17 protein-coding genes and 1 pseudogene are annotated in these 21,270 nt (G+C 59.0%); 6 read left to right on the plus strand and 12 right to left on the minus strand.

Going from position 1 to position 21,270, the window contains the following annotated elements; translation table 11 throughout:
• Positions 1-89: 89 nt before the first annotated feature.
• A complete protein-coding gene (gene dnaN, locus ABIC76_RS10080) occupies positions 90-1,205 on the plus strand; it encodes a DNA polymerase III subunit beta (protein ID WP_012760842.1) in 1,116 nt (371 codons plus the stop codon).
• Between the two features lie 115 nt (positions 1,206-1,320).
• On the plus strand, positions 1,321-3,849 hold the full coding sequence (gene gyrB, locus ABIC76_RS10085; RefSeq protein WP_354533850.1) for a DNA topoisomerase (ATP-hydrolyzing) subunit B: 2,529 nt from the start codon (positions 1,321-1,323) through the stop codon (positions 3,847-3,849).
• Positions 3,850-3,943: 94 nt separating this feature from the next.
• Here the strand turns inward: gyrB and ABIC76_RS10090 are convergent, their stop codons facing one another.
• Positions 3,944-5,215 carry a DNA adenine methylase gene (locus ABIC76_RS10090; protein ID WP_354533851.1) on the minus strand — a complete coding sequence of 424 codons (1,272 nt, stop codon included), beginning with the start codon at positions 5,213-5,215 and terminating at the stop codon, positions 3,944-3,946.
• Between the two features lie 119 nt (positions 5,216-5,334).
• Here ABIC76_RS10090 and ABIC76_RS10095 point away from each other — a divergent pair, with 119 nt between their 5' ends.
• The gene (locus ABIC76_RS10095) at positions 5,335-6,180 is read left to right on the plus strand and encodes an MT-A70 family methyltransferase (RefSeq protein WP_354533852.1); all 846 of its coding nucleotides are present in this window, start codon (positions 5,335-5,337) and stop codon (positions 6,178-6,180) included.
• 7 nt (positions 6,181-6,187) lie between these two features.
• On the opposite strand, the gene ABIC76_RS10100 is transcribed toward ABIC76_RS10095, so the two are convergent.
• The 4 genes from ABIC76_RS10100 to ABIC76_RS10115 form a co-directional block, all read right to left on the minus strand.
• Positions 6,188-6,895 (minus strand): BglII/BstYI family type II restriction endonuclease, encoded by a 708-nt coding sequence (locus ABIC76_RS10100; protein WP_354533853.1) that lies wholly within the window; start codon positions 6,893-6,895, stop codon positions 6,188-6,190.
• A 448-nt stretch (positions 6,896-7,343) separates the two neighbouring features.
• Positions 7,344-8,258, minus strand: a complete 915-nt coding sequence (locus ABIC76_RS10105) for a GIY-YIG nuclease family protein (RefSeq protein WP_354533854.1) — start codon at positions 8,256-8,258, stop codon at positions 7,344-7,346.
• Positions 8,259-8,322: 64 nt separating this feature from the next.
• A complete protein-coding gene (locus ABIC76_RS10110) occupies positions 8,323-9,225 on the minus strand; it encodes a hypothetical protein (RefSeq protein WP_354533855.1) in 903 nt (300 codons plus the stop codon).
• A 173-nt stretch (positions 9,226-9,398) separates the two neighbouring features.
• Positions 9,399-9,869, minus strand: a complete 471-nt coding sequence (locus tag ABIC76_RS10115; protein WP_316895793.1) for a hypothetical protein — start codon at positions 9,867-9,869, stop codon at positions 9,399-9,401.
• 849 nt (positions 9,870-10,718) lie between these two features.
• On the opposite strand from ABIC76_RS10115, the gene ABIC76_RS10120 reads away from it, so the two are divergent.
• Complete coding sequence (locus tag ABIC76_RS10120) at positions 10,719-11,087, plus strand: hypothetical protein (RefSeq protein ID WP_354533856.1); 369 nt, start codon at positions 10,719-10,721, stop codon at positions 11,085-11,087.
• A 68-nt stretch (positions 11,088-11,155) separates the two neighbouring features.
• Here ABIC76_RS10120 and ABIC76_RS10125 read toward each other — a convergent pair whose 3' ends face one another.
• From ABIC76_RS10125 to ABIC76_RS10135, 3 genes are read right to left on the minus strand one after another with little or no spacing between them, the layout of a single operon-like run.
• On the minus strand, positions 11,156-12,034 hold the full coding sequence (locus tag ABIC76_RS10125; RefSeq protein ID WP_316888912.1) for a plasmid partitioning protein RepB C-terminal domain-containing protein: 879 nt from the start codon (positions 12,032-12,034) through the stop codon (positions 11,156-11,158).
• Positions 12,031-12,933 (minus strand): ParB/RepB/Spo0J family partition protein, encoded by a 903-nt coding sequence (locus tag ABIC76_RS10130; protein ID WP_354533857.1) that lies wholly within the window; start codon positions 12,931-12,933, stop codon positions 12,031-12,033. Before ABIC76_RS10130 ends, ABIC76_RS10125 begins: the two co-directional genes overlap by 4 nt.
• A complete protein-coding gene (locus tag ABIC76_RS10135) occupies positions 12,930-14,489 on the minus strand; it encodes a recombinase family protein (RefSeq protein WP_502947852.1) in 1,560 nt (519 codons plus the stop codon). The genes ABIC76_RS10130 and ABIC76_RS10135 overlap by 4 nt, the downstream gene beginning before the upstream one ends.
• An 878-nt stretch (positions 14,490-15,367) precedes the next feature.
• On the opposite strand from ABIC76_RS10135, the gene ABIC76_RS10140 reads away from it, so the two are divergent.
• The gene (locus ABIC76_RS10140) at positions 15,368-16,378 is read left to right on the plus strand and encodes a fimbrial protein (RefSeq protein WP_354533858.1); all 1,011 of its coding nucleotides are present in this window, start codon (positions 15,368-15,370) and stop codon (positions 16,376-16,378) included.
• Between the two features lie 40 nt (positions 16,379-16,418).
• On the opposite strand, the pseudogene ABIC76_RS10145 reads toward ABIC76_RS10140, so the two are convergent.
• The 4 genes and pseudogenes from ABIC76_RS10145 to ABIC76_RS10160 all read right to left on the minus strand — a co-directional run.
• Positions 16,419-16,502, minus strand: a pseudogene (locus ABIC76_RS10145) (IS5/IS1182 family transposase); the annotation flags it as partial.
• 208 nt (positions 16,503-16,710) lie between these two features.
• Positions 16,711-17,697 carry an NAD(P)H-quinone oxidoreductase gene (locus ABIC76_RS10150; protein WP_354533859.1) on the minus strand — a complete coding sequence of 329 codons (987 nt, stop codon included), beginning with the start codon at positions 17,695-17,697 and terminating at the stop codon, positions 16,711-16,713.
• Positions 17,694-18,059, minus strand: a complete 366-nt coding sequence (locus tag ABIC76_RS10155) for a carboxymuconolactone decarboxylase family protein (RefSeq protein ID WP_354533860.1) — start codon at positions 18,057-18,059, stop codon at positions 17,694-17,696. The genes ABIC76_RS10150 and ABIC76_RS10155 overlap by 4 nt, the downstream gene beginning before the upstream one ends.
• Before the next feature lie 13 nt (positions 18,060-18,072).
• The gene (locus ABIC76_RS10160; RefSeq protein ID WP_354533861.1) at positions 18,073-19,509 is read right to left on the minus strand and encodes an NAD-dependent succinate-semialdehyde dehydrogenase; all 1,437 of its coding nucleotides are present in this window, start codon (positions 19,507-19,509) and stop codon (positions 18,073-18,075) included.
• A gap of 364 nt (positions 19,510-19,873) precedes the next feature.
• Here ABIC76_RS10160 and ABIC76_RS10165 point away from each other — a divergent pair, with 364 nt between their 5' ends.
• Positions 19,874-20,803 carry a LysR family transcriptional regulator gene (locus tag ABIC76_RS10165; RefSeq protein ID WP_354533862.1) on the plus strand — a complete coding sequence of 310 codons (930 nt, stop codon included), beginning with the start codon at positions 19,874-19,876 and terminating at the stop codon, positions 20,801-20,803.
• Positions 20,804-21,270 lie beyond the last annotated feature (467 nt).

Here is a 21,270-nt window from a genome sequence, read left to right on the forward strand (position 1 = left end):
GTTAATCGCGAATGCTCCTGCAGGCACCGGCCCATGTGGCCTAGGCTGGGGCGCGCGCGGTGTCACCTCTCAAGCCAAGGATCGCCTTCATGCAATTGGTCAAAACCTCGCGAGACAACCTGCTGCGTCCGCTGCAAATCGTGAGCGGCATCGTGGAACGCCGACACACGCTGCCCATCCTGGCCAATCTGCTGATCACCAAGCAAGGTGAACGGGTTTCCTTCCTGTCCACCGACATCGAAATCCAGATCACCACGCACGCCGATTGCGGCGCCGGCGCCGGCGATATCGCCACCACCGTGGCCGCCCGCAAGCTGGTCGACATCCTGCGTGCGATGCCCGACGGCGAAGTCGCGCTCACGCTCAACGATAAGCGCATGACGGTGCAATCCGGCAAGAGCCGCTTTGCGCTGCAGACGCTGGCCGCCGAAGAATTCCCGACTGTCGCAGAGGCAACCGATTTCGGTGCCCGCATCACGCTGCCGCAGAAGACGCTCAAGCACCTGCTGGCGATGGTGCACTTCGCGATGGCCCAGCAGGACATCCGCTACTACCTCAACGGCATGCTGCTGGTGGTGGACGGCAAGCAAGTCATGGCTGTCGCCACCGACGGCCACCGCCTGGCTTACTGCGGCGTCGAAACCGGCGAGCAACCGGCAGGCGCCGGCGGCCGCCAGGAAGTCATCATCCCGCGCAAGACCATCCTCGAACTGCAACGCCTGCTGGAAGACGTGGACGATCCCGTCTCGGTGCAACTGGCCTCCAACCAGGTCAAGTTCACCTTCGGCAATATCGAGCTGATCTCCAAGCTGGTCGAAGGCAAGTTCCCGGATTTCCAGCGCGTGATCCCGAAGGGTTACCGCAACAGCTTCACGATCGACCGTGCCTTCCTGCAGCAGGCGCTGCAACGCACGGCCATCCTGACCACCGACAAGTTCAAGGGCGTGCGCTGCATGCTCGACACCAACGTCCTGAAGATCAGCTCCACCAACGCTGACCAGGAAGAAGCGCAGGAAGAACTCGAAATCGACTACCAGGGCGATGCGCTGGATATCGGTTTCAACGTCACCTACCTGCTGGACGTGCTGGCCAACCTCAAGGCCGAAAAAGTGCAGGTGAGCCTGGGCGACTCCAATTCGAGCGCGCTCATCACCCTGCCGGACGACGACACCTTCAAGTACGTCGTCATGCCGATGCGCATTTGACGCACCGCTGCACCCAGAGCAAGACGAGGGGCTGGATCGTGACGATCCGCCCCTTCGCCGTTTTTAAGCAACCCCGCTATGTGCGCAAAACGCCCATGGCAGCGAGCAGAACGACATGACCGAAGAGCAGAAACCGCAATCCACCCCCGCCGAGGCCAACAGCTATGACGCCGCCTCGATCCAGATCCTGGAAGGCCTGGAGGCGGTACGCAAGCGGCCGGGCATGTACATCGGCGACACCTCGGATGGCACCGGCCTGCACCACCTCGTGTTCGAGGTGCTGGACAACTCCATCGACGAAGCACTGGCCGGGCATTGCACCGAGATCCAGGTCACCATCCACACGGACAACTCCATCTCCGTGATCGACAACGGCCGTGGCATCCCGACCGGCATCAAGTTTGACGACAAGCACGAGCCCAAGCGCAGCGCGACCGAGATCGCCATGACCGAGCTGCACGCCGGTGGTAAGTTCAACCAGAACAGCTACAAGGTGTCGGGCGGCCTGCACGGCGTGGGCGTGTCTTGCGTGAACGGCCTGTCGAAGTGGATGAAGGTGACCGTCCGCCAGGGCGGCAAGGTGCATTACATCGAGTTTGCGCAGGGCGTTCCGCAAAACCGCCTGATCGAAACGGTGCAAGCGCCGGACGGCCAGATGGTCGAAGTCTCGCCGCTACGCGTGCTGGGCGCCACCGACAAGCGCGGCACCGAAGTGCACTTCCTGGCCGACGAAGAGATCTTCACCAACGTCGAATACCACTACGAGATCCTCTCCAAGCGCATTCGCGAGCTTTCGTTCCTGAACAACGGCGTGCACATCAAGCTGTCGGACCAGCGCACCGGCAAGGAAGAAGACTTCGCCTTCTCGGGCGGCGTGAAGGGCTTTGTTGAATACATCAACAAGAACAAGACCGTCCTGCACCCCACCATCTTCTTTGCCGCAGGCGAGAAAGACGGCGTGGCCGTAGAAGTGTCGATGCAGTGGAACGACGCCTACAACGAACAGGTGCTCTGCTTCACCAACAACATCCCGCAGCGCGACGGCGGCACCCACCTCACGGGCCTGCGCGCCGCCATGACGCGCGTCATCAACAAGTACATCACCGACAACGAGATCGCCAAGAAAGCCAAGGTCGACACCTCCGGCGACGACATGCGCGAAGGCCTGACCTGCGTGCTCTCCGTCAAGGTGCCCGAGCCCAAGTTCAGCTCGCAAACCAAGGACAAGCTCGTCTCGTCTGAAGTGCGCCTGCCGGTGGAAGACATCGTCAGCAAGGCCCTGGCCGAATTCCTGGACGAAACGCCCGTTGATGCCAAGATCATCTGCGGCAAGATCGTTGAAGCTGCCCGTGCGCGTGAAGCCGCCCGCAAGGCCCGCGAAATGACGCGCCGCAAGGGCGTGCTCGACGGCATGGGCCTGCCCGGCAAACTGGCCGACTGCCAAGAGAAAGACCCCGCGCTGTCTGAACTCTTCATCGTCGAGGGTGACTCCGCAGGCGGCTCTGCCAAGCAAGGCCGCGACCGCAAGTTCCAGGCAATCCTGCCGCTCAAGGGCAAGATCCTGAACGTCGAGCGCGCGCGCTTTGACAAGATGCTCTCCAGCCAGGAAGTGCTCACGCTCATCACCGCCATGGGCACCGGCATTGGCAAAGACGACTACAACCTCGACAAGCTGCGCTACCACCGCATCATCATCATGACCGATGCTGACGTAGACGGCTCGCACATCCGCACGCTGCTGCTCACGTTCTTCTACCGCCAGATGCCCGAGATCATCGAGCGCGGCCACGTGTACATCGCCCAGCCGCCGCTCTACAAGATCAAGCACGGCAAGGAAGAGCGCTACATCAAAGACGACGTCGAGATGGCCGCCTACCTCGTGCGCCAGGCCCTGGACACCGCCGTGCTCGTGCGTGCCGACGGCACCGAGATTGCCGGCGACGCCCTGGCCGAACTCGCACGCCAGTACCAGCTCAGCCGCGGCGTGATCGAGCGCCTGTCTCGCGTGATTGACGCCGACGCCCTGCGCGCCATTGCCGAAGGCGTGGCCCTGGACCTGTCCAACGAGCCCGCAGCCGAAGCCAGCGCCCGCACGCTCAAGGCCCGCCTGCTGGAAATGCAAGGCAACGCCAGCAGCGCCAACGGCGGCGCCACCGCAGACGCCTTCATGCAGTACGACGAAAAGAGCGAGAAATACCGCGTCATGGTCGTACGCCGCCAGCACGGCAACCAGCGCCTGAGCCACATCGACGCCGACTTCGTGGCCGGCGCCGACTACGCCGCCCTGGCCACCACCGCCCAGACCTTCCAAGGCCTGATTGGCGAAGGCGCCAAGGTGCGCCGCGGCACCGGCGACAAGGTGCGCGAGCAAAACGTCTCAGACTTCCACGCCGCCATGACCTGGCTGCTGAGCGAAGCCGAGCGCGGCGTGAGCCGCCAGCGCTACAAGGGCCTGGGCGAAATGAACCCCGAGCAGCTGTGGGAAACCACCATGGACGTCACCCAACGCCGCCTGCTGCGCGTGCAGATTGAAGACGCCATTGCCGCGGACCAGATTTTCACCACGCTGATGGGCGACGACGTGGAACCGCGCCGGAACTTCATTGAGAGCAATGCGTTGGTGGCGCGGAATATTGATGTTTGAGTATTAGCAGCACCCAATAAAAAAAACGCCGAGATTTCCTCTCGGCGTTTTTTTTCGGGGGGCAGCAATTCCGGGGGGGCTATCGAGTCAAAATTCAAATGCGTTTCGCGACGATTAGCGATTCTTGCACTTGGCGTGTTCGATCCTCCCGGCGGCCCATTGTCATGTGGTCGTGATCGAGAGTGTTTACCCAAATACGATATCGGCCGCCGAGCTCTTGGTGTGCGAGGTCGATCAACTCTTCAATCCCGACCATCCCAGTGTTTGAGTAGCTCAATAGCAAATCGCTGTTCGCATCTTTTGTTCCATCGAATAGGTCTACGAACGCCCCTCGTACCTGAGTGCTTATGCAGAAGGGGGACTGATGTCGATCTGCGCGATATCGCCCTTTCACCACTTCTCCTCCCTTTAACTGCAATGTGGGATAGTCGTATCGCACAATGGTTTCAATTGCGTGATAAAAACGGCTGTAGTGAACAAACGCGTAAGGAGGGTCGGCGTAGATCACGGAGGAGCCGAGCCGGCTTAAACAATCCTTGTAATCAAGCGAAGTTGTTTCGTGCTGAAGATCAACCACGCATCTGGCACTCCAATCCACCAACGCGGAAAATTTTCGCGTGAAGTAGTCGGCGACTGATTGCCTTCGATATTTGGCAATATCTTTCATCGAAGACTCGTCCTTCGCATCCCGATACTGCGCGTAGTGCCCGGTTCCTTGACTTGTGTATGCCATTGCGTGCATCAAGCATGTCAAGCCAAGTCGAAAATCTGCCTCAGAAAAACTGCCATCTTCACGCAGCGAATCAAGTGCTTGCCGAATCGAATCAATCCAAACACACTGCTCGGCGCTCCACCATGTCCCCGAGTAAGCGCGAGTAAACAACTGATATGGGAAATCGAACTCAGTGTTTAGAAGTGCTTTGTTATTAGTCTCGACTGCATTAAATTCATCGAGTGTGCTGTTATCGGAGTGAGTCAGTCCTTCGGGCAGGGAAGCCAGCTTTTCCTTCGCGAAGATCTCAGCCAATCGGATTACGTCAACTTTGCCGGCGTGCTGAATCTTGTGCAGATAAGAGCTTGCTATGGTGGCCGAATATTCTTGGATGTCGTTAGATATTATTTTCGTTGAATTGCCAAAGCCACCAGAGATAGCGCACGCGCCCGCGAACAGATCGACGATTGGTCGACCCGACAGGCCGACCTGGGATAGGCTCTGCGCGATGAACGGAAGTAACGTAGCCTTCGACCCCATGTACTTGATCACTTGAGGGTAGGGGCGAGGGCTGATATCTGAGGCATTAACACCTGGCGGCACGTCAGGGGTGGCGCAAGGATGTGGGTCCATACAGTCTTTCAGTTCTTCCATCTGTGGACTCTAGTGGTGCATTCGCTGCTTGTCGGTAGCGACGGATTGTACCGTGCCACCTCTCCCCGTGCGAGGAAAAGATCTTTAAATAGATCTTTTTTTCTGTTAGCCTCGGTCGCATGGCTACAAAACCGCTCCGCCCAGAGAACGCTCCGCCTCCCCTTCCTCAGGTTGTTGGCGGTTTCTCAACTGTTCTAGCTGACCCTCCATGGCGATTTTCCAATCGCACTGGCAAAGTTGCCCCTGAACACCGAAGGTTGGATCGCTACTCCACGATGGCGCTCGACGCGATCATGTCGCTCGGTGTAAAGGACATACTTGCCCCCAACGCTCATCTCTACTTGTGGGTTCCAAACGCTCTCCTTCCCGATGGCTTGGCGGTTATGGAGGCGTGGGGGTTTCGATACGTGTCAAACATCGTTTGGGCCAAGCGCCGAAAAGACGGAGGGCCGGACGGGCGAGGTGTCGGCTTCTATTTCCGTAACGTGACTGAGTTACTCTTGTTCGGTGTCAAAGGATCGATGAGGACTTTGCCACCAGGACGCTCGCAGGTGAACATGATCGAGACGCGCAAGCGGGAGCACTCTCGAAAACCGGACGAACAATATCGGTTGATTGAGGCTTGCTCACCCGGCGCTTACCTCGAAATGTTTGCTCGTCACGCGCGCCCCGGCTGGAGTGTTTGGGGCGACGAGTCCGCCGATGAAGTGATACCGCGCGGTGTTGTCCACAAAGGCTATGAGGGCGGCGAAATTCTGCCGCGCTTGGCTCCGAATGAACATGTCAGTAAGGATAGGGCCGAAGCCATTGGCGATAGACTTCGTGCCCTATATGAGCAAGGGAGAAGTATTCGACAGCTTTCCGATGGGAGTGGTTATTCCATCCAAAGAGTTCGCTCGCTACTGCAGGCGGCCGAAACGACAATGCATCCCCGAGGGAGAAAGCCCTCCAAGGCACGAAATTAATGCCGCTTTAGGCGGGCAAGTACGGCTGCTGGTTCCATGTCGCCGGGATGGCGGCAACTACCAATAGTGGGCATGTTCCCATAACTCCCCGTCTCACGCGCAACGCGGCCTTTTCTAGATTTGTAGTTGTAGACGTGCTGAGGTCAATGGGGAGCTTAAATTTCCTTTCCTCTTCGGGGAGCGTTAATTGGTAGTCTCTCCATAGACGATCTGCGAGTTCCTTAAGTCGAACCCTATCTTGCGTGATAAGGACCGCGGCAGAAATCACGCCGGCCTCATGCCACGATCGGTATGCAGATAAATCACGGTCTAAGTTTCCGTCTTTCGCATTCCATTCAACATCGAGTGCTACTCGCCCTTTGAAATTATCGACGAGATAGCCCTCTTGATATTGAGGCTCCAATCTCTCCACTTCCTTGCCGTTCTTTGTTAGCAGGATGCCTTGAGTGGTTAGATCGACGCGAATTTCACGCCACCCTAAATCAGAAAACATACCGTCAATTTCTTGTGCAATATCACCGCGATTGCCACCCGCGCGTAGCCAGCGATTAGGAACAAGCTGGAACGTGCGCAGAACCTCAGTAATGTCTGCCCACTCTTCTCGGCAAACCGCGCGCAATACGGCAGCGGCGGAGCTGGTCTCCAGGAACGCCCAGCGCTCCCGAATTGCGGGATCAAGCACCATAGGATCGTCGTAGGTCTTCGTCTCGAACATGCGCAAACAGGTGGGCAAAATGACAGCACATGGTACTACAAGCGACTTACCCGCCTCACGAGCCAGCGCCTCCTAAAAACGTTCATTTTCGAGGGGCCGTGCGAGCATAGAGGAGTGTCTATCTACCTGGAATGGACAACGCCGTTGGAAGTATTGTTCACAACAACCAGCCGCCCACGCAGTTACCACGTTGCAGGTTCACCTTTCTCTCTCCGCCGCCTCGCGCAAAACGAGCTGACAACGCCATCCACACTGTATTGAGCGCTCCTCACACGCTTTCCGCATGGGCATACCCCTCCAACGCTGTGATCGTCACATCGCTACGTGGCGCCAAACGCCTATCGCGCTTCTTGTTCCGTAAGCCGCGTAACGCATTTCAGTCGACTAGCCCCGTCAGGTGCCCTCGTGATCTTGCGACGTCGACTTTTGCTTGCCGCACTCCCAATCACTAGCCGTTTCTCTGTTTAAGCGCTCGCAGCAGATCGCCCAGGTTCCGTTTGTCTTCGTTAACCCATCCGTCCGCATTGCTGCTAACGCCGCGCACGACCGTGGCGGCACCAGATGCGGAGGAGAAGAACTGATCTCGCCTCACGACCATCTGTCCATTCTCCTCCGCAATGACGCCGGACTCGATTAGTTGTCGGCGTAGCTGCGCGTACTTGGCCATCCAAACATCAAAGCTGGGAGCCGGCTCTTTTACGACGGTGCTGCCGGCTTTCAGCACGACGCCACCGTCCGCCGTTTCAATCGTCGCGCGAGACTCCTTGAACGAACCGTGGAAGCGCATGCCTTGAGGAAGTGCAGAGTAGATGGCTCTTCGCTTGCCCGTCGTTACCGCATTCGGCTCATCCGTGTCGGCGTCTACGTCTTCGCCTACAGCCTGCGTTGCTTCGAACTGAGTAAACCCCAGTAGCGGGAGCATTAACAGGAGATCAGCTAGGACGTTCTCCGCGAATGCATATTCCTCTTCGCCGAGAGCAGGCGTTTGCGGGGTGTTGCCGTTATCTAGAGTGGCGATCCCAGCTTCATGGGCCAATTTCACCAATTTCGATTCAAGGTGTTGGATGTGTGCCTTGTTCAGGCGGTTGTCGGCCGTAAAGAAGAGTGCCCTGTCCCAGAAGGATTTCTTTGCTGCATGGTCTTCAAGGCGCTTACCAACAGGATCCCCCTCACCAACGTAGAGTTTGGATTGATCAACCAGAAAATAGACGCCCGGGAGGTGCCACTCTTTTCTGCCTTTGACCTCGCCCAGGAGTGGTCGGGAGAAAATGGTTGCCTTTCCAATCCCGTCGTCTCGCGTTGCAATCAGTACACCGGTGGGGTCGCCAGAAGGTACGAAAACTCGCAGGGTGAACGGTCTCATATTTTGTTGTGCTTCGATTAGCGGGTGCCAGCTCGTGCTCGAATCCCAGAGCGGGTGTGTCGCGTCAGCGTAAGCTTGCCGACTTTTCGCCGAGCATGGTCAGCTGTTCCTCAAATAGCTGTCGAACATCCTCGCGGCGGTACATTGACAGACCCGTCGCCATGTGGCCATCTTTTTCAAGCTTCAGCCAAAGGCTCAGCGCCGACGCGGTTCCATAACTATCCTGCTCGGCATCGATTCCAGCTAAGAAGGCTTCAGGCTTCAGCGCCATATCCTCCGGATACAAGCGCTTATTCTTGCTGGGAGCTGGCCAGTCACTCCCCGTTCCCAATAGGTGCTCGCCGCTCGCTGTGCGCTTGATCGCCTTCCCAGGCGCGTAAAAACCGCGTATATAGACCTCGCTTTTCCAGGCGCTTGCTACACATGCGGCCAAGTAAGTCCGCGACTTCCAGTAATCGAAGAGCCAGTTGTTCAGCAGGTGATTCCGATATACGGGCTTGTCGCCGATCCATCCGACAACCTCGCTTAGGATGATGAGCGCGTCGCCTTTTTCATCGTCAGGGGCGATTAATACGCCATCGAGCTGACCGTCCGGATTATGTGCCTTGAGCGCTGCCAGGAAGGGTGCCACGGCTTCAGGCTGCTTATAGAAGTCGTGACAGGGATAGATCTGGTCCTCGGCCCCTTCTAGCCACTCTCGCCGTACCGCAAATAGGTCGCACACTGCTTCAAGCATCGGCTCATCGAGCGTTTCCAGGAGCGAACTCTCGTCTTGTATGTCCCGCAAGGTCAAACCTCGACCAAAGAATCGAGGTATTTGATTGCGATGTACATCGTGGCTTTCAAAAAGACGGATGAAGCGCCCAGCAACTGTCTCCGCTGGGCGGGTCCTCTGCTTACGAACCCAGAAAACAAACTTCCCCGCCATTTCGGCAAGCCTGGCCAAGGTGAGGGTCTCAGTAATCATGTTCCAGCGGCGAGCGAGAGGGTGTGTTGGCAGTGTAACTGCCTGTTGCTACTCCCGATTCGCCAAACGTCTTATTCTCGTCGACGCTTAGCGAGCGCGCTTGGTCTGGATTGCGCAAAACAACGAAGCCGCCCAAAGGGCGGCTTCGTTCAAACCATCAACAACCAATCACCTCACTGCACAGTCTCCTCAGCCTTCTTCCTCGGCCGCCGACTAAACCGCGTCGACAAAACCCGTCGCGCCCCCTCCAGTCCTTCGCCCTTGCCCGCAACCTTCAAGTACGTGTAACCCTCCAGCGCGGCCGACATCAAATCACTGCCCATTGCCAGCTGCGAATCACGCATCCGTTCGAGCAGCTTGTCCATGCGGGCGACGCGGGGGCGCAACGTGTCAAAGCCCGTTAGATCGCGGCGCATTTCCTGCAGGCTGAAGTTGGCCGGTAGCACGCCAGGGTTGTTGCTGAGCAGTTCCAAGGCTTCGCGGCAGAACGCCTCGGACTTGTGGCCCATCTTCATGAGCTTGCTGCGTTGTTCCGTCGATAGGCCGATCAGGCCGACGAGCTTTTCTTCCAGGGTCTTCAGGGCGCCATCAATGGCGGTTACGTCGGTGGCGCTGAGTTGAAACGAAATCAGGTTTTGAGACATTGAAATCCTTCTAAAGCAGCTATCAGTGTCATGCCGGTCGGCACGACACGGAGATGTTGGGCACCGTTGCTGCGTATCTCAATGCCACGCACAATTTTTGACGGAAAGCGGTCGCGCATTACACGGCGCGCGCTGATTACAGCGCGCCGGTGCTTGTGCTTTGAGCGCCAGCCCTAGCCGCTGTGGTTCGAGTGTTTGACACTGAAGCTCCAGTGTCTGAGTGTGAAGCTCCAGTGTTTGACACTGACGCTCCAGTGTTTGAGGGTGAAGCTCCAGTGTTTGAGGGTGAAGCTCCAGTGTTTAACACTGAAGCTCCAGTGTTTGAGGGTGAAGCTCCAGTGTTTAACACTGAAGCTCCAGTGTCTGAGGGTGGAGCTCCAGTGTTTGACACTGACGCTCCAGTGTTTGAGGGTGAAGCTCCAGTGTTTAACACTGAAGCTCCCGTGTCTGAGGGTGGAGCTCCAGTGTTTAACACTGACGCTTCAGTGTCTGGGGGTGGAGTTCCAGTGTTTAACACTGAAACTCCACAGTCTGAGGGGTGAGCCGGGCCTTCCGACCATTGCTGCGCGTAATCAATAATCCAACTTTTACCGCCGCCCCCATCGCTATAATTGCTCCCGCTGCTGCTCCAACGGCAGCCGGGTCTGGCGATCCGTGGTTTTTCCAAGAGGGGCTGATGTCATGCACGATCAGCCCCGAGCACTCGCTCGCGCGTTATTTATGGCGGGCCGGGTGGGGAGACCTTCGGGTCTGCCGGTTTTCTTGGAGCCGGTTCGCCAGCCTCGCCGTCGGGCCCGCCACCTCGTCTGGCGACGAATGACGGGTCTCTTAACCATCCAAGAGGCTGTCATGACTGCGAATCACAGCGGGCACCGCCCCGCGTCCTATCCATCTCCACCTGCACCACCCACGCACGCGTCCACGTCGTCTGACACCGGCACGCTCACCAAAAATCGCACGTACCTGAACGGCGCAATGGCAGCGCAGGCTTATCTCAAGCGCACTCGCACCGCCATGCGCACCCATGGCCAATGCCGACCGGGCATGCTGCGGGCAGAGCTTCAGCACCTCTCTGCACACGCATTCCCGCCGGCATTCATCAAAGGCTTTATGGATGCGATTGATGCATACGTATCGATGTCGCTCGGGGGCCGCGACGTTGATCCGCAGACGTGGGACGTACTAGCCGCCATAGAGCGGCGTGGCTACAGCCAATAACAACAGATTGACGCATTCCCGTGACGGGCGGGAATGCCAACAGAGGCAGTGGTTCAGCCGAGCCCTGTTCAGGCCTCCAGCGACACTGATCGTGTCAAGGTCTCAAACTCACGTAAAACATCAGGGTGCTTCTGGGACAGAAACCGAAACACCGCTTCGTTACTCACCAATTTGGTGAGGTATCCCTTGGCTAGGACCAGGTTCAAGACGTCTTGACCGTAGGACTGCTCGACCAATTTGAGTTGGCCTTGCAGGTTCCCCATCTCGCGCTCCATCTTTGCCATCTGCTCGGCGGTGACACCGCTCAATTTGCGCGGCTTGCTCTCATGTAGCAGCAGATTGCTCGGCGTGGCCGCAACTAGCGCTTGCGCATACGAAACTGTGATGTTGTTCGCCGCGATCATCAGTTCGACACACTCGATCTGGCGGGTGGGCTTCAGCTTGCGAAGCACGGCACCCAAGTTCGGTGAGAAGTGAAAGTCCTTCAGCAGTTCTGCGGCTTCCGGGCAAACGCCATTGAGCAGGGCCGCGTGCATGATGATGTGTCGAACATCGACGTTCAGCGCCTTGGCCAATTTTTCGCGAGGCACACCGCGCTCCAGGGCGCGCCGAATCATGAAGTGCACCTGAATCGTGCTCACTCGATTCAGTCTGTTGTTGTACGTATAGCCTTCGTCATCGTTGGCGACCAGACAAGGCGCATCCACGAACTCCAATTCCCTCAGCGCCGCGAGTCGGATATGACCATCAAGCAAGACGTGCAGTCCGCTGGCTTTGTCGGGTTTGCCCACGCTCAGCGGCTCAATCATGCCGATCGCTTCAATAGACGACAAAATCTGTTTGAACTTCGCAGATTGCTGGAGACCCTCGGGGGTCTTGCGTGACGGCAGAATGTTCTCAAGCGGCAGCGTCAGTGGCCGAGGGATGAACCCGAGCAGATCGGTCATGAGGTATGGCCTCCTGGCCAGACTCGATCAGACAGGTACTTCGGGAGCGTATCCAAACGCTCGGCGCGGAGTAACACCGTGAAGCTTTCGTCCAACATCAACTCGCGTAGTGCTTCAACGACGAAGAGCAGACGTTGTTGTGCTGTCTCAGCCTTTCTAACAAGCAGTTTCTGACGCTCGACTTCTTTCTGGTAATTGCGCACCAAACTGGATGTCGTTACCTCAGCCGGCTTGCGTGGTGCGCTGCGCGCCAAGGTCTTTCCAAGTGCCTGCCGCCTCTCTATGACGCGCCGCGCATGCAGCAATTGGTGACCTCTCAACTGGCCGGTCTCATAGGCTTCCTGCAAGGCAACTTGTACGGCACGGTCATTGTTGCCGGCCCCCGAGATGACAAGTGCGGCTGTCAATGGGATGCGCCCCGACTCTACCGCCACAAGTAGGCGCTCTTCACCGCTACTGAGGAGCTGCAGGATGCCGTGTACATAGTCCAGCGTCAGCCCAGTTTTCTCCGCGATCGCCTTCTTGTCGTAGCCTTGCTCTTGCAGTCTGCCAATACCTGCCAATAGCTCCAAGGCGTTGCCCTTCCGGCGCGCAATATTTTCGGCCAGGCTCATCACGAAGGCATCTTCATCACTGGCCTCCACCACCAGCGCAGGGATAAAGTTTTCCCCCAACTCTCGGAAGGCCTTGAGGCGTCCTTCACCACAGATCAACAGGTAGTGCTCGGCGCCGTCTTGCCCAGGGCGCGGTGTGACAGTAATCGGCTTCTTTAAACCGATGGTCTGGATGTTGCGGACGATATCCTCGAACTTCTGTGCGTTGCGGTCCCTGGGGTTGAGGACTTCGATTGCGTCCAGCGGGATCATGCGCAGGTCAGGCTTGGCGTGTTTCCTCGTCATGCGGCCCTCCTGATGCGGCTGCGCTCGGCCATGCCGTAGAGGTAGTCCAAGTTACCGAACCGATAGGTCTCAAGTTCGAATCTGTTGTGATCGGCCAAGCTGATGCGCGGCAGACCAAAGTCCAATCGCGGCAACAGGTAGTAGTCCAGCGGCCCTTGGTTGGCCGTGTCGAGCCTCACGGCTACTGTGATGTCGGGAAGAAGGCCAGCGTCAAAGCGCACCTTCCACCGGTGGCTGCCGGTCTCCAGCATCTGACAGCGCGATAGAACGATCGAAACACTGAACTCGCGATTGACAGTGAGCATGTCGGTTGCCGAGTCACGTTCTACTGAGCCGCCAAGTTCGGCAATCATCCGCTCCGTTTGTCCGATGATCTGCGGATGCATACGCCGCAGGAGGCGATTGATCTCGATGTAGTGATAATCACGATCCGGTGTGAACCCGACCGCCTGATAAGCGCGGACGAGACTACCGAAGCGGTGTGCATAGGCTGCTGCCGAAGGCATGCCTTCCGTCTCGTCGATGATTAGCCCTGACAAGAACCCGCGCGTGCGATAGAGATTGCGCAGCTTGTCCAACAGTTCTTCGTCACTGAATCGGCGCGCCCGAGCGCGCAGAATGCCTTGCGCTGTATAGAACAGCTCGGGTGAAACGATGGCTTCGAAAGCCCCGTCCCTGCGAATCCACATTTCAGGGCCGTTGACGACGCGATGCTTCTTGAGTTTGAAGGACGTCCGGTTGTAGACGTTGTTGCCAATGTACTTTTCGTTGGACAGCACTTGGCGCACCGTGGCGCGTGTCCATGCATGACCGAGGTCCGTACGAATGCCGCTGGCGTTGAGCCGGTTGGCGATTTCGGATTCCAGTAAGTTGCTGTCAATAAACCATCGATAAATCTGATTGACCGTTGCGGTCTCGTCGTCCGGCCCTGGCATCAGGATGACGCGATCAGTCTGCAGGCTTTTTTGTTGGCCGCGCGTAAGCTCAGCGCGTACGGTACCTAGCTGATCGACCAGGACGCGCCGCAGGCCATATCCCGCCGGTCCACCCTGTCGATAGCCCAGTTCGATCAGCCGACATTGGCCGGCGAACACCTTGGCAGACAGCTCGCGGCTGTACTCGCCAGCCATGGCGCGCTTGACGCCTTTGACGATAGTCGAGACCGGTGAGCCGTCGTTCTCGAACTGTTCTGCGCAGTAGGCCACTTGTATGCCGGCACGGCGGCAGATGTACTCGTAATAGGCGCTCTCATCGGCATCTTGGAATCTGCCCCAGCGACTGACGTCGTAGGCGAGGATGACTTGAAAGTCGGCGGTGCCGGACTCAACGTCCTTGATAAGTTGCTGTAGCGCTTGGCGACCGTCGAGTCGTAGGCCGCTCTTACCCTCGTCAGCATAGGTCCGCACAATTTGGATGCCCCGACGCTGTGCGTACTCGCGAATCTTGTCGGCCTGATTCTGTGTCGAGTACTGCTGATGCTCTGTCGACATCCGAACGTACTCGGCGCCACGAAGCAGGATGGGCTCGTCGGGAGGTCTCGAAAAGGTTTCGGCCATACGTCCAACCGCATAGAGTTTTTTCCGCCAATGCCGGCTAACGGACGTGGGCGCGTGTGGATCCGAAGGCGCAATTCCAGCGTCGCAGGAGGGGCCAGGATTCACATGGAAGAAACGGTAACGGTTGTTAGATGCGGAGCCTATGACGTCCTATGTTTGCAAAGGTCCTTTTTGCATCAGTGGTCGAGATACACGGGCGTCATTCGTACGATCCACGCGTCCATTGTTGCGCCGCTCGGTTGGAGAACCGCTTCGATTCGATAGAGACCAGCTGGGAAGTTGGGCAGCACTGAGCCGGCATACGAGGAGTCTTGGCCCCTCTTGTGTGCGCCCTTAGTTTCCCCGCCCTTAGCTGTGGTGTTCCGGTACTGCTGCCAGTAGTCCGGATGCCGCTCATGCCAAGCGCGTTGACTCCGTTTTTGGTTTTCTCGGTAGTCTGGGTCGGTTGCCATCTTCTCGTGCTGCCAACGCTGTCGCCGCGCTCGTTGGCAGGCTGGCATGGAGCAGTAAGTCTGGTTCGGTACTTGAGAGCGTGGGACGAAGGGTTGGCCGCAGCTTGCGCAGGTCCGAATAGTTGCCATGGCGTTCTTCCTGACGAGACCCGGATACGCCTCGCAGTATCCCCGCCGTTTGCTGGCTGCCTGAGTTGCTGTGCGGTCAAACCAGACCGCGCGCAATTCATCACCGGGCGCTTACGGTTTTTGGGATTCGTCTGATGCCGCCATCTTTGCTCAATGTAGAGAATCAATCCGCACGTGCCCAGCCGTTATCGCAGCATTCCGCGTAGCGCTGTGTTTGTGATAGCCGCGCGCATCCTGGATACCCCTAACGACTTAGACGTGTATCAAATTTGGGAGGAGGGGACGTGCAATAGGCCGATGCGCGAGGCACACATTTCCAACAATACCTTGCATATTGGGGAGCAACTAATGAAGAAGCACCGGCTGGATCTGAAAGCCATGCGCGTGGTGGGACGGGCAGTAGTGGCCGCGCTGGGCTTGACTGCGGCCACGTCCGCTTTCGGCATAGACTTCCGTCCTTTTCCTACCGCACTCTCACTGCCTGGGGATGCTCCTGCTGATACCGTTGTGGCCAGAAGCTATATTACGCCTCAACAGTTATGTGGTGAGGGCACATGCACTTTGCGCTATTTCACGCCTTTTACCATGGTGACGCCCGTCCCAGGTAGCCTCCCAGGGGGCTGGGAAGTGGAGGGGCCGATCGTTCTCACGGCGATCAAAGGCTTGAACATGCAAGTCCTCATCAATGGAAAACCTCAGACAAGGTTGAGTGAAAATCAATCGCCCATAGAATTTTCTTCGCCGATCGAAATTCAATTGCTGAGGAACGCTGTACCGTTAGTTAACGGAGTATCCAACAATCACATCCAGTTCAGCTTTTACGCAAAGACAACGTCGGGATCCCGCTGGACTTTTCACAACATCCGCCTTGACACCACGCTGACCAGAATCGAAGCAAGCTGCTCGGTGCCAAGTCAGGCCGTAGCGCTGCAACCCGCTACCGCGAGAAGCTTGACCGGTATCGGCGCAACGGCTGGCGAGCGCAGCTTCCAGATCAGCATTAACGACTGCCCGAAGGGATACAACAAGGTTCTCTACAGGCTCAAGCCGGTGGGCGACACGATCGAGACTTCGGCAGGTGTATTGCCGCTTTCGCCCGAATCCACCGCTAAAGGCGTGAGGATCAGGGTAACGGACAGTGCCGGGGCGGCTGTTCTATTCGATACGTCCACCAGAATCGATGACTACAACAAGGACACCGGCGGTTCGTTCTCAATCCCGATGCGGGTGTCCTACGTTCAGACCGAAGCCAACGTCACGCCCGGCACGGTGAATGGCGCCATGTCGGTGCTGATGGAGTATCAGTAACGAGCCGCGGCGCGGAGGCGATCGACTGTAAGCGCCGCCAACAAAACCGATCGGCGAATCGGCAGCAGATGACGGCGCAAGCCGGAGTGAGCAAAGCGAGATGAGTATCAAGCGGGCGCCAGAAGGAGACGCTCATCTCGCTTCGCGATCTAGCCGCCATCGAGCGGCGTGGCAACAGCCAATAACAACAGACTGACGCATTCCCGTGACGGGCGGGAATGCCACCGCGTGAGCAAAGTCCCGGCGGGCTGACAGCGACGAGCCATCGACTGTCCAGCAGCAGCCCTTGTCTGAAAAGGCGTGACCACAACCGCCGGACGCCAGTTCGATGCTTAGCCCATCGTCAGGATGATCTTTCCCACGTTGGCGGACGATTCCATGCGCCGATGGGCCTGGGCTGCATGCTCAAGCGCAAACGTGCTGTCCACCACGGGCTCCAGGCGCCGGCCGCCGGCAAAGCGGTTGAGCCAATGCTCGCGAAAGCGCCGCACCATGGCGTGTTTCTCTTGCTGGGCGCGCGACTTCATGACGGTGCCGATAATCTGGATGTGGCGATACAGAATCGTCTCCAAGTCGACGTGCACGCGTCCGCCGCCACCCAGAATCCCCACCTGCACAAGGCGCCCACCATTCGCAAGGGATGCGACATTGCGCTCGAAATACGGCTCGCCCACAAAATCGATCACGACGTCCACGCCGCGCCCCTCCGTCTTCTGCGCGACGACAGCGGCAAAATCTTCCGTGCGGTAGTCGATGACATGTTCGGCGCCCAGTTGTACAACGCGTTCGAGCTTGGTCCCCTCGGTGGTCGCAAACACAGTCGCGCCGGTCGCGTACGCAAGCTGGACCGCTGCAGAACCCACACCGCCAGCCGCGGCATGAATGAGCACGGAATCACCCTGCTCGAGGCGTCCGAGATGCATCAGCGCCTCATGCGCCGTGACGAACACTTCCGGAATGGCCGCCGCGTGTACGTAGTCGAGCTGCTCGGGAATCGGCATGGCCATGCGCCAGTCGATGCGGGCAATTTCGGCATACGCTCCGCCGCCCACCACGCCCATCACGCGGTCGCCTACCTGATAGCCCTCGACTGCGGCACCCACTTCCAGCACCTCGCCCGCAATTTCCAGCCCCATGATGGTGGAGTCGCCAAAGTTCGGCCGGCCGTATCCGCCGCGTCGGTGCGTGAGGTCGGCGCGGTTCACGCCCGCCGCGTGTACGCGCACCAACAGGTCGTCCGGTCGCAGCTCAGGGGCCGGTACGTCGGCGAGTTTGAGGACATCGGCATCGCCGAATTCGCTGAAGGTGATGGCTTTCATGATTGCGTCTCCTGCTGCGCCTGTGCCTGTGCTTGGGTCTGTGCATCGCCGAGCGTCGATCGCGCGACTGCGGAAGCCGAGATCGCGGCCGGAAACCCTGCGTAGAAGGCGAGGTGGGTGATGGCTGCGGCAAGTTCTTCCCGCGTGAGCCCGTTGCCCACAGCGCGGCGCAGATGCGCGGGCAGCTCGTCGTGATGCCCGCCGACGATCAGCGCGGCGACGGTCACAAGGCTGCGGTCGCGCGGTGAAAGGGCGGCGTCGGCCCACACCTGCGGAAACAGCACGTCGTCCACGAGTGCCGCGAGCTTCGGCGTAAAGGCGCGCGCGGCTTCACGCGGGCTGTTGAAATTGGCGTTTGACATGGTGGCGCCCTCCTCAGATCTGGCTGATGAACTTGTTGGTGAGATAGAACTCGATGCCTTCGGCGCCGCCTTCAGAACCGATGCCGCTTTCCTTGACGCCGCCGAACGGAAGCTCGGTCGAGACGATGCGGTACTGGTTGATGCCGATCATCCCGGCTTCCAGGCCGTCGCCAACGTCGATGGCGGTGCGCGCGTCCTTCGTGAACGCATAGGCCGACAGGCCATACGGCAGGCGGTTCGCTTCGGCAAGACCGTCTTGCAGTTCATCGAACCGCATCAGCACTGCGATGGGGCCAAAGGGCTCTTCGTGCATCACGCGCGCCTCCATCGGTACGTCGGCCAGCACGGTCGGCTCGAAGAAGTAGCCATCGCGCGCGATGCGCTTGCCGCCGGTCAGCACCTTGGCACCGCGCGCCACGGCATCGGCAACGAGCTCTTCCATCTTGGCAATCTGGCGTGGGTTGGCGAGTGGGCCGACCTGCGTGCCGGGCTTCATCCCGTCGCCCACCTTGAGCTTCTGGGTGGCCGACACGAAGTGCGCAGCAAACGCGTCGTACACCTCGCGCTGAATCAGAAAGCGCGTTGACGAAATGCAGACCTGCCCAGTGCCGCGAAAGCGGTTTGCTGCACCTTCCACAGCCGCCCGTTCAACGTCGGCGTCCTTGAACACGAGCACGGGGCCGTGGCCGCCCAGTTCGAGCGTGATCGGCTTCACGCCTTCTGCGGCGCGCGCTGCGAGCAGCCGGCCGATGGGGACGGAGCCGGTGAACGTCACTTTGCGGATGATCGGCGACGCAATCAGCGTCTTCGATACATCATCGGGCACGCCAAAGACCACCTGCAGCACGCCCTTGGGCAGCCCTGCGTCGTCCAGCGCACGGGCGAGCGCGAGTGCCGTTGCCGGGCTTTCCTCACCCGGTTTGATGATGACGCTGCAGCCTGCCGCCAGCGCCGCAGAGAGCTTGCGCGCCGGTGTGATGGCCGGGAAGTTCCACGGCGTGAAAGCCGCCACCGGGCCAATGGCTTGCCGTTTCACGAGTTGCTGCACGCCCGGTCGATTGGACGGCACCACGCGGCCGTCGATGCGGCGGGCCTCTTCCGCAAACCACTCAAAGTACTCGGCTGCGCGCAGGACTTCATCGCGGCTTTCGGCCAGTGGCTTTCCTTCTTCCAGGGTCAGCAGTTCAGCAATGTGCTCTGCGCGTTCGCGCATCAGGTTCGCGCCGTCTTTCAGAATGCGCGCGCGCTCTGCCGGCACCGTATTGCGCCATACGTTGAATGCGCGCTTTGCCGTCTGCAGCGCCAGGTCGAGGTCAGCCGCCGTCGCAAGCGGCACACGTCCGAGTTCCTGCAGCGTGGCCGGATTGATGACCGGTGCGGTATCGCGCTCGCCGGCTGTAATCCATTCGCCGTTGATGAAAAGATAGAGGGGGTCGTAGTGGGCGTTCATGGCTTTCTTGCTCCAGTAGGTGGGAATTCGAATCGGTGCGCACTCATGCCTTGTCAACCGCTTGACGGCCGCCCGGCGCCTTGACGTACAACCGAGCCGACGATGGCTGCCGGGGCTCACGGGTGTCAGGGAGTGCTTGTCTGCGGAACGCAGTCTAGGTAGGAAGCCCCGCCGGATTTAGCCGGGGCGGAAAGAATGATTCTTTCCGGGAGAGAGAAAATCGGAGCGCTTCGCTGGGTTACGCTCACCGACACGCAAGGCTGCGATTGCCGATGAAGAGCGGCCGCCCGCGCAAAGCACGGGAGGTGCGGGAATACACGGCGCAGGGCCGATACGATGAAGTCAGACCAAAGGGGCAGGTGGGATGGACAAGCTACACAACATGTCGGTTTTTGCGAAAGTCGTCGAGATGGGGAGTTTCACCGCCGTCGCGAACCACCTGGACACGACAGTGGGAAACGTCTCGCGTGCGGTTTCTGTCCTTGAGGAATCGCTCGACACCAGGCTCATGCAGCGCTCGACGCGCCGCCTCGTCATCACCGATGCGGGACGGCGGTTTTACGACCGGTGCGTGGCCATCCTGGCCGACGTGGAGCGTGCAGAGGCCGAGGCACGTGACGCCCTGCTCGAGCCGCGCGGCACGTTGCGCGTTCACTCCGTTCCCGGGCTCGGGCGCAATCTGGTCACGCGCGCCGTCATGGCTTACCGCAAGTCCTATCCCGAAGTGTCCGTCGAGCTTCTGCTGTCGCAACGCATGCCGAATCTGCTCGAAGAACAGCTTGACGTCGGCATCGTGATTACGCGAACGCTGCCAGACTCCGCGTACGTCAGCCAGAACATCGGCACCAGCCATTGCATCCTCGCAGCGTCTCCTGCTTATCTGGCCGCCCACGGTACCCCGGAATGCCCCGAAGACCTGATCGACCACCCATGCGTGCTCCTCGGTACAGTCGATTACGCGCCAGACGAATGGCGCCTTGAGAGCCCCGCTGGCGATGCAACGTTCCGCCCTACCGGTCCTCACTTCAGCGTCAACGACATGGATTCAATGTCATGTGCCCTTCGGGATGGCGCGGGGATCGGGCTCCTGGCCGCCTTTGCAGCGATGGACGACCTGCGCAGCGGCGCACTCGTTCGCGTACTGCCGCAGTACCACACGCAGGTCCGCAACGTGTATGCGGTCTACCCGTCTCGGCAGTTCGTCGATGCAAAGATCAAACGATTCGTTGAATCGTTGAAGACGCACGTCGCCGACGAACTGGAGGGCTATGCCAAGGAGCTTGGTATTGCTTAGTGGAGAGAGGGGAGCCGGGGCCAGCTCGGATCGGATCGCCCCTTTTTGCTTCTCGAGCGGGTGGTCGTCCTCCATCAGAAACGCGATGGCCGTCGAGGGAATCCCGCAGCCTTTGACAAGCGTACGCAGACTGTCGGAGTTGTCGCCAGGCGCCTAAGTTGTCTACGTCTTCCATCGAGGTCACGTTTCTTGTGACGTGCTACACGGTCCTCGCTCCGCCACTGGTGCAACGCTAGTTGGAACGCACCGCTCCCTCAGCGCCCACACGTCCCAAACCGGTGCACCCCGCACCAACTCCAAGCGCCCAATCCCCCGCACCCCCAGCCCCCGCCTCACCCAAGGGCACAGCCCAGGCAACCAACCCCCCGCAATACCGCCAAACAAGCAGCCTTTTGCTGCATGGCACAAAACTCGCATAAGCCGTGGGCGACCGGTCAGACCACGACCGTGTCTTTCTCCAATCTCGG

This window comes from Ralstonia sp. 1138 (assembly GCF_040544795.1).
Lineage (GTDB): Bacteria > Pseudomonadota > Gammaproteobacteria > Burkholderiales > Burkholderiaceae > Ralstonia > Ralstonia flatus.

Excerpts from the sequence above, each read along its gene's own strand:
- ABIC76_RS10125 (WP_316888912.1), bottom strand. The coding sequence starts at position 12,034 with ATGACCGATCTGCTCGGGTTCATCCCTCGGCCACTGACGCTGCCGCTT.
- ABIC76_RS10160 (WP_354533861.1), bottom strand. The coding sequence starts at position 19,509 with ATGAACGCCCACTACGACCCCCTCTATCTTTTCATCAACGGCGAATGG.
- dnaN (WP_012760842.1), top strand. The coding sequence starts at position 90 with ATGCAATTGGTCAAAACCTCGCGAGACAACCTGCTGCGTCCGCTGCAA.
- ABIC76_RS10095 (WP_354533852.1), top strand. The coding sequence starts at position 5,335 with ATGGCTACAAAACCGCTCCGCCCAGAGAACGCTCCGCCTCCCCTTCCT.
- ABIC76_RS10115 (WP_316895793.1), bottom strand. The coding sequence starts at position 9,869 with ATGTCTCAAAACCTGATTTCGTTTCAACTCAGCGCCACCGACGTAACC.
- ABIC76_RS10090 (WP_354533851.1), bottom strand. The coding sequence starts at position 5,215 with ATGGAAGAACTGAAAGACTGTATGGACCCACATCCTTGCGCCACCCCT.
- ABIC76_RS10150 (WP_354533859.1), bottom strand. The coding sequence starts at position 17,697 with ATGAAAGCCATCACCTTCAGCGAATTCGGCGATGCCGATGTCCTCAAA.
- ABIC76_RS10105 (WP_354533854.1), bottom strand. The coding sequence starts at position 8,258 with ATGAGACCGTTCACCCTGCGAGTTTTCGTACCTTCTGGCGACCCCACC.
- ABIC76_RS10165 (WP_354533862.1), top strand. The coding sequence starts at position 19,874 with ATGGACAAGCTACACAACATGTCGGTTTTTGCGAAAGTCGTCGAGATG.
- ABIC76_RS10110 (WP_354533855.1), bottom strand. The coding sequence starts at position 9,225 with ATGATTACTGAGACCCTCACCTTGGCCAGGCTTGCCGAAATGGCGGGG.
- ABIC76_RS10155 (WP_354533860.1), bottom strand. The coding sequence starts at position 18,059 with ATGTCAAACGCCAATTTCAACAGCCCGCGTGAAGCCGCGCGCGCCTTT.
- ABIC76_RS10140 (WP_354533858.1), top strand. The coding sequence starts at position 15,368 with ATGCGCGAGGCACACATTTCCAACAATACCTTGCATATTGGGGAGCAA.
- ABIC76_RS10130 (WP_354533857.1), bottom strand. The coding sequence starts at position 12,933 with ATGACGAGGAAACACGCCAAGCCTGACCTGCGCATGATCCCGCTGGAC.
- ABIC76_RS10100 (WP_354533853.1), bottom strand. The coding sequence starts at position 6,895 with ATGTTCGAGACGAAGACCTACGACGATCCTATGGTGCTTGATCCCGCA.
- ABIC76_RS10135 (WP_502947852.1), bottom strand. The coding sequence starts at position 14,489 with ATGGCCGAAACCTTTTCGAGACCTCCCGACGAGCCCATCCTGCTTCGT.
- ABIC76_RS10120 (WP_354533856.1), top strand. The coding sequence starts at position 10,719 with ATGACTGCGAATCACAGCGGGCACCGCCCCGCGTCCTATCCATCTCCA.
- gyrB (WP_354533850.1), top strand. The coding sequence starts at position 1,321 with ATGACCGAAGAGCAGAAACCGCAATCCACCCCCGCCGAGGCCAACAGC.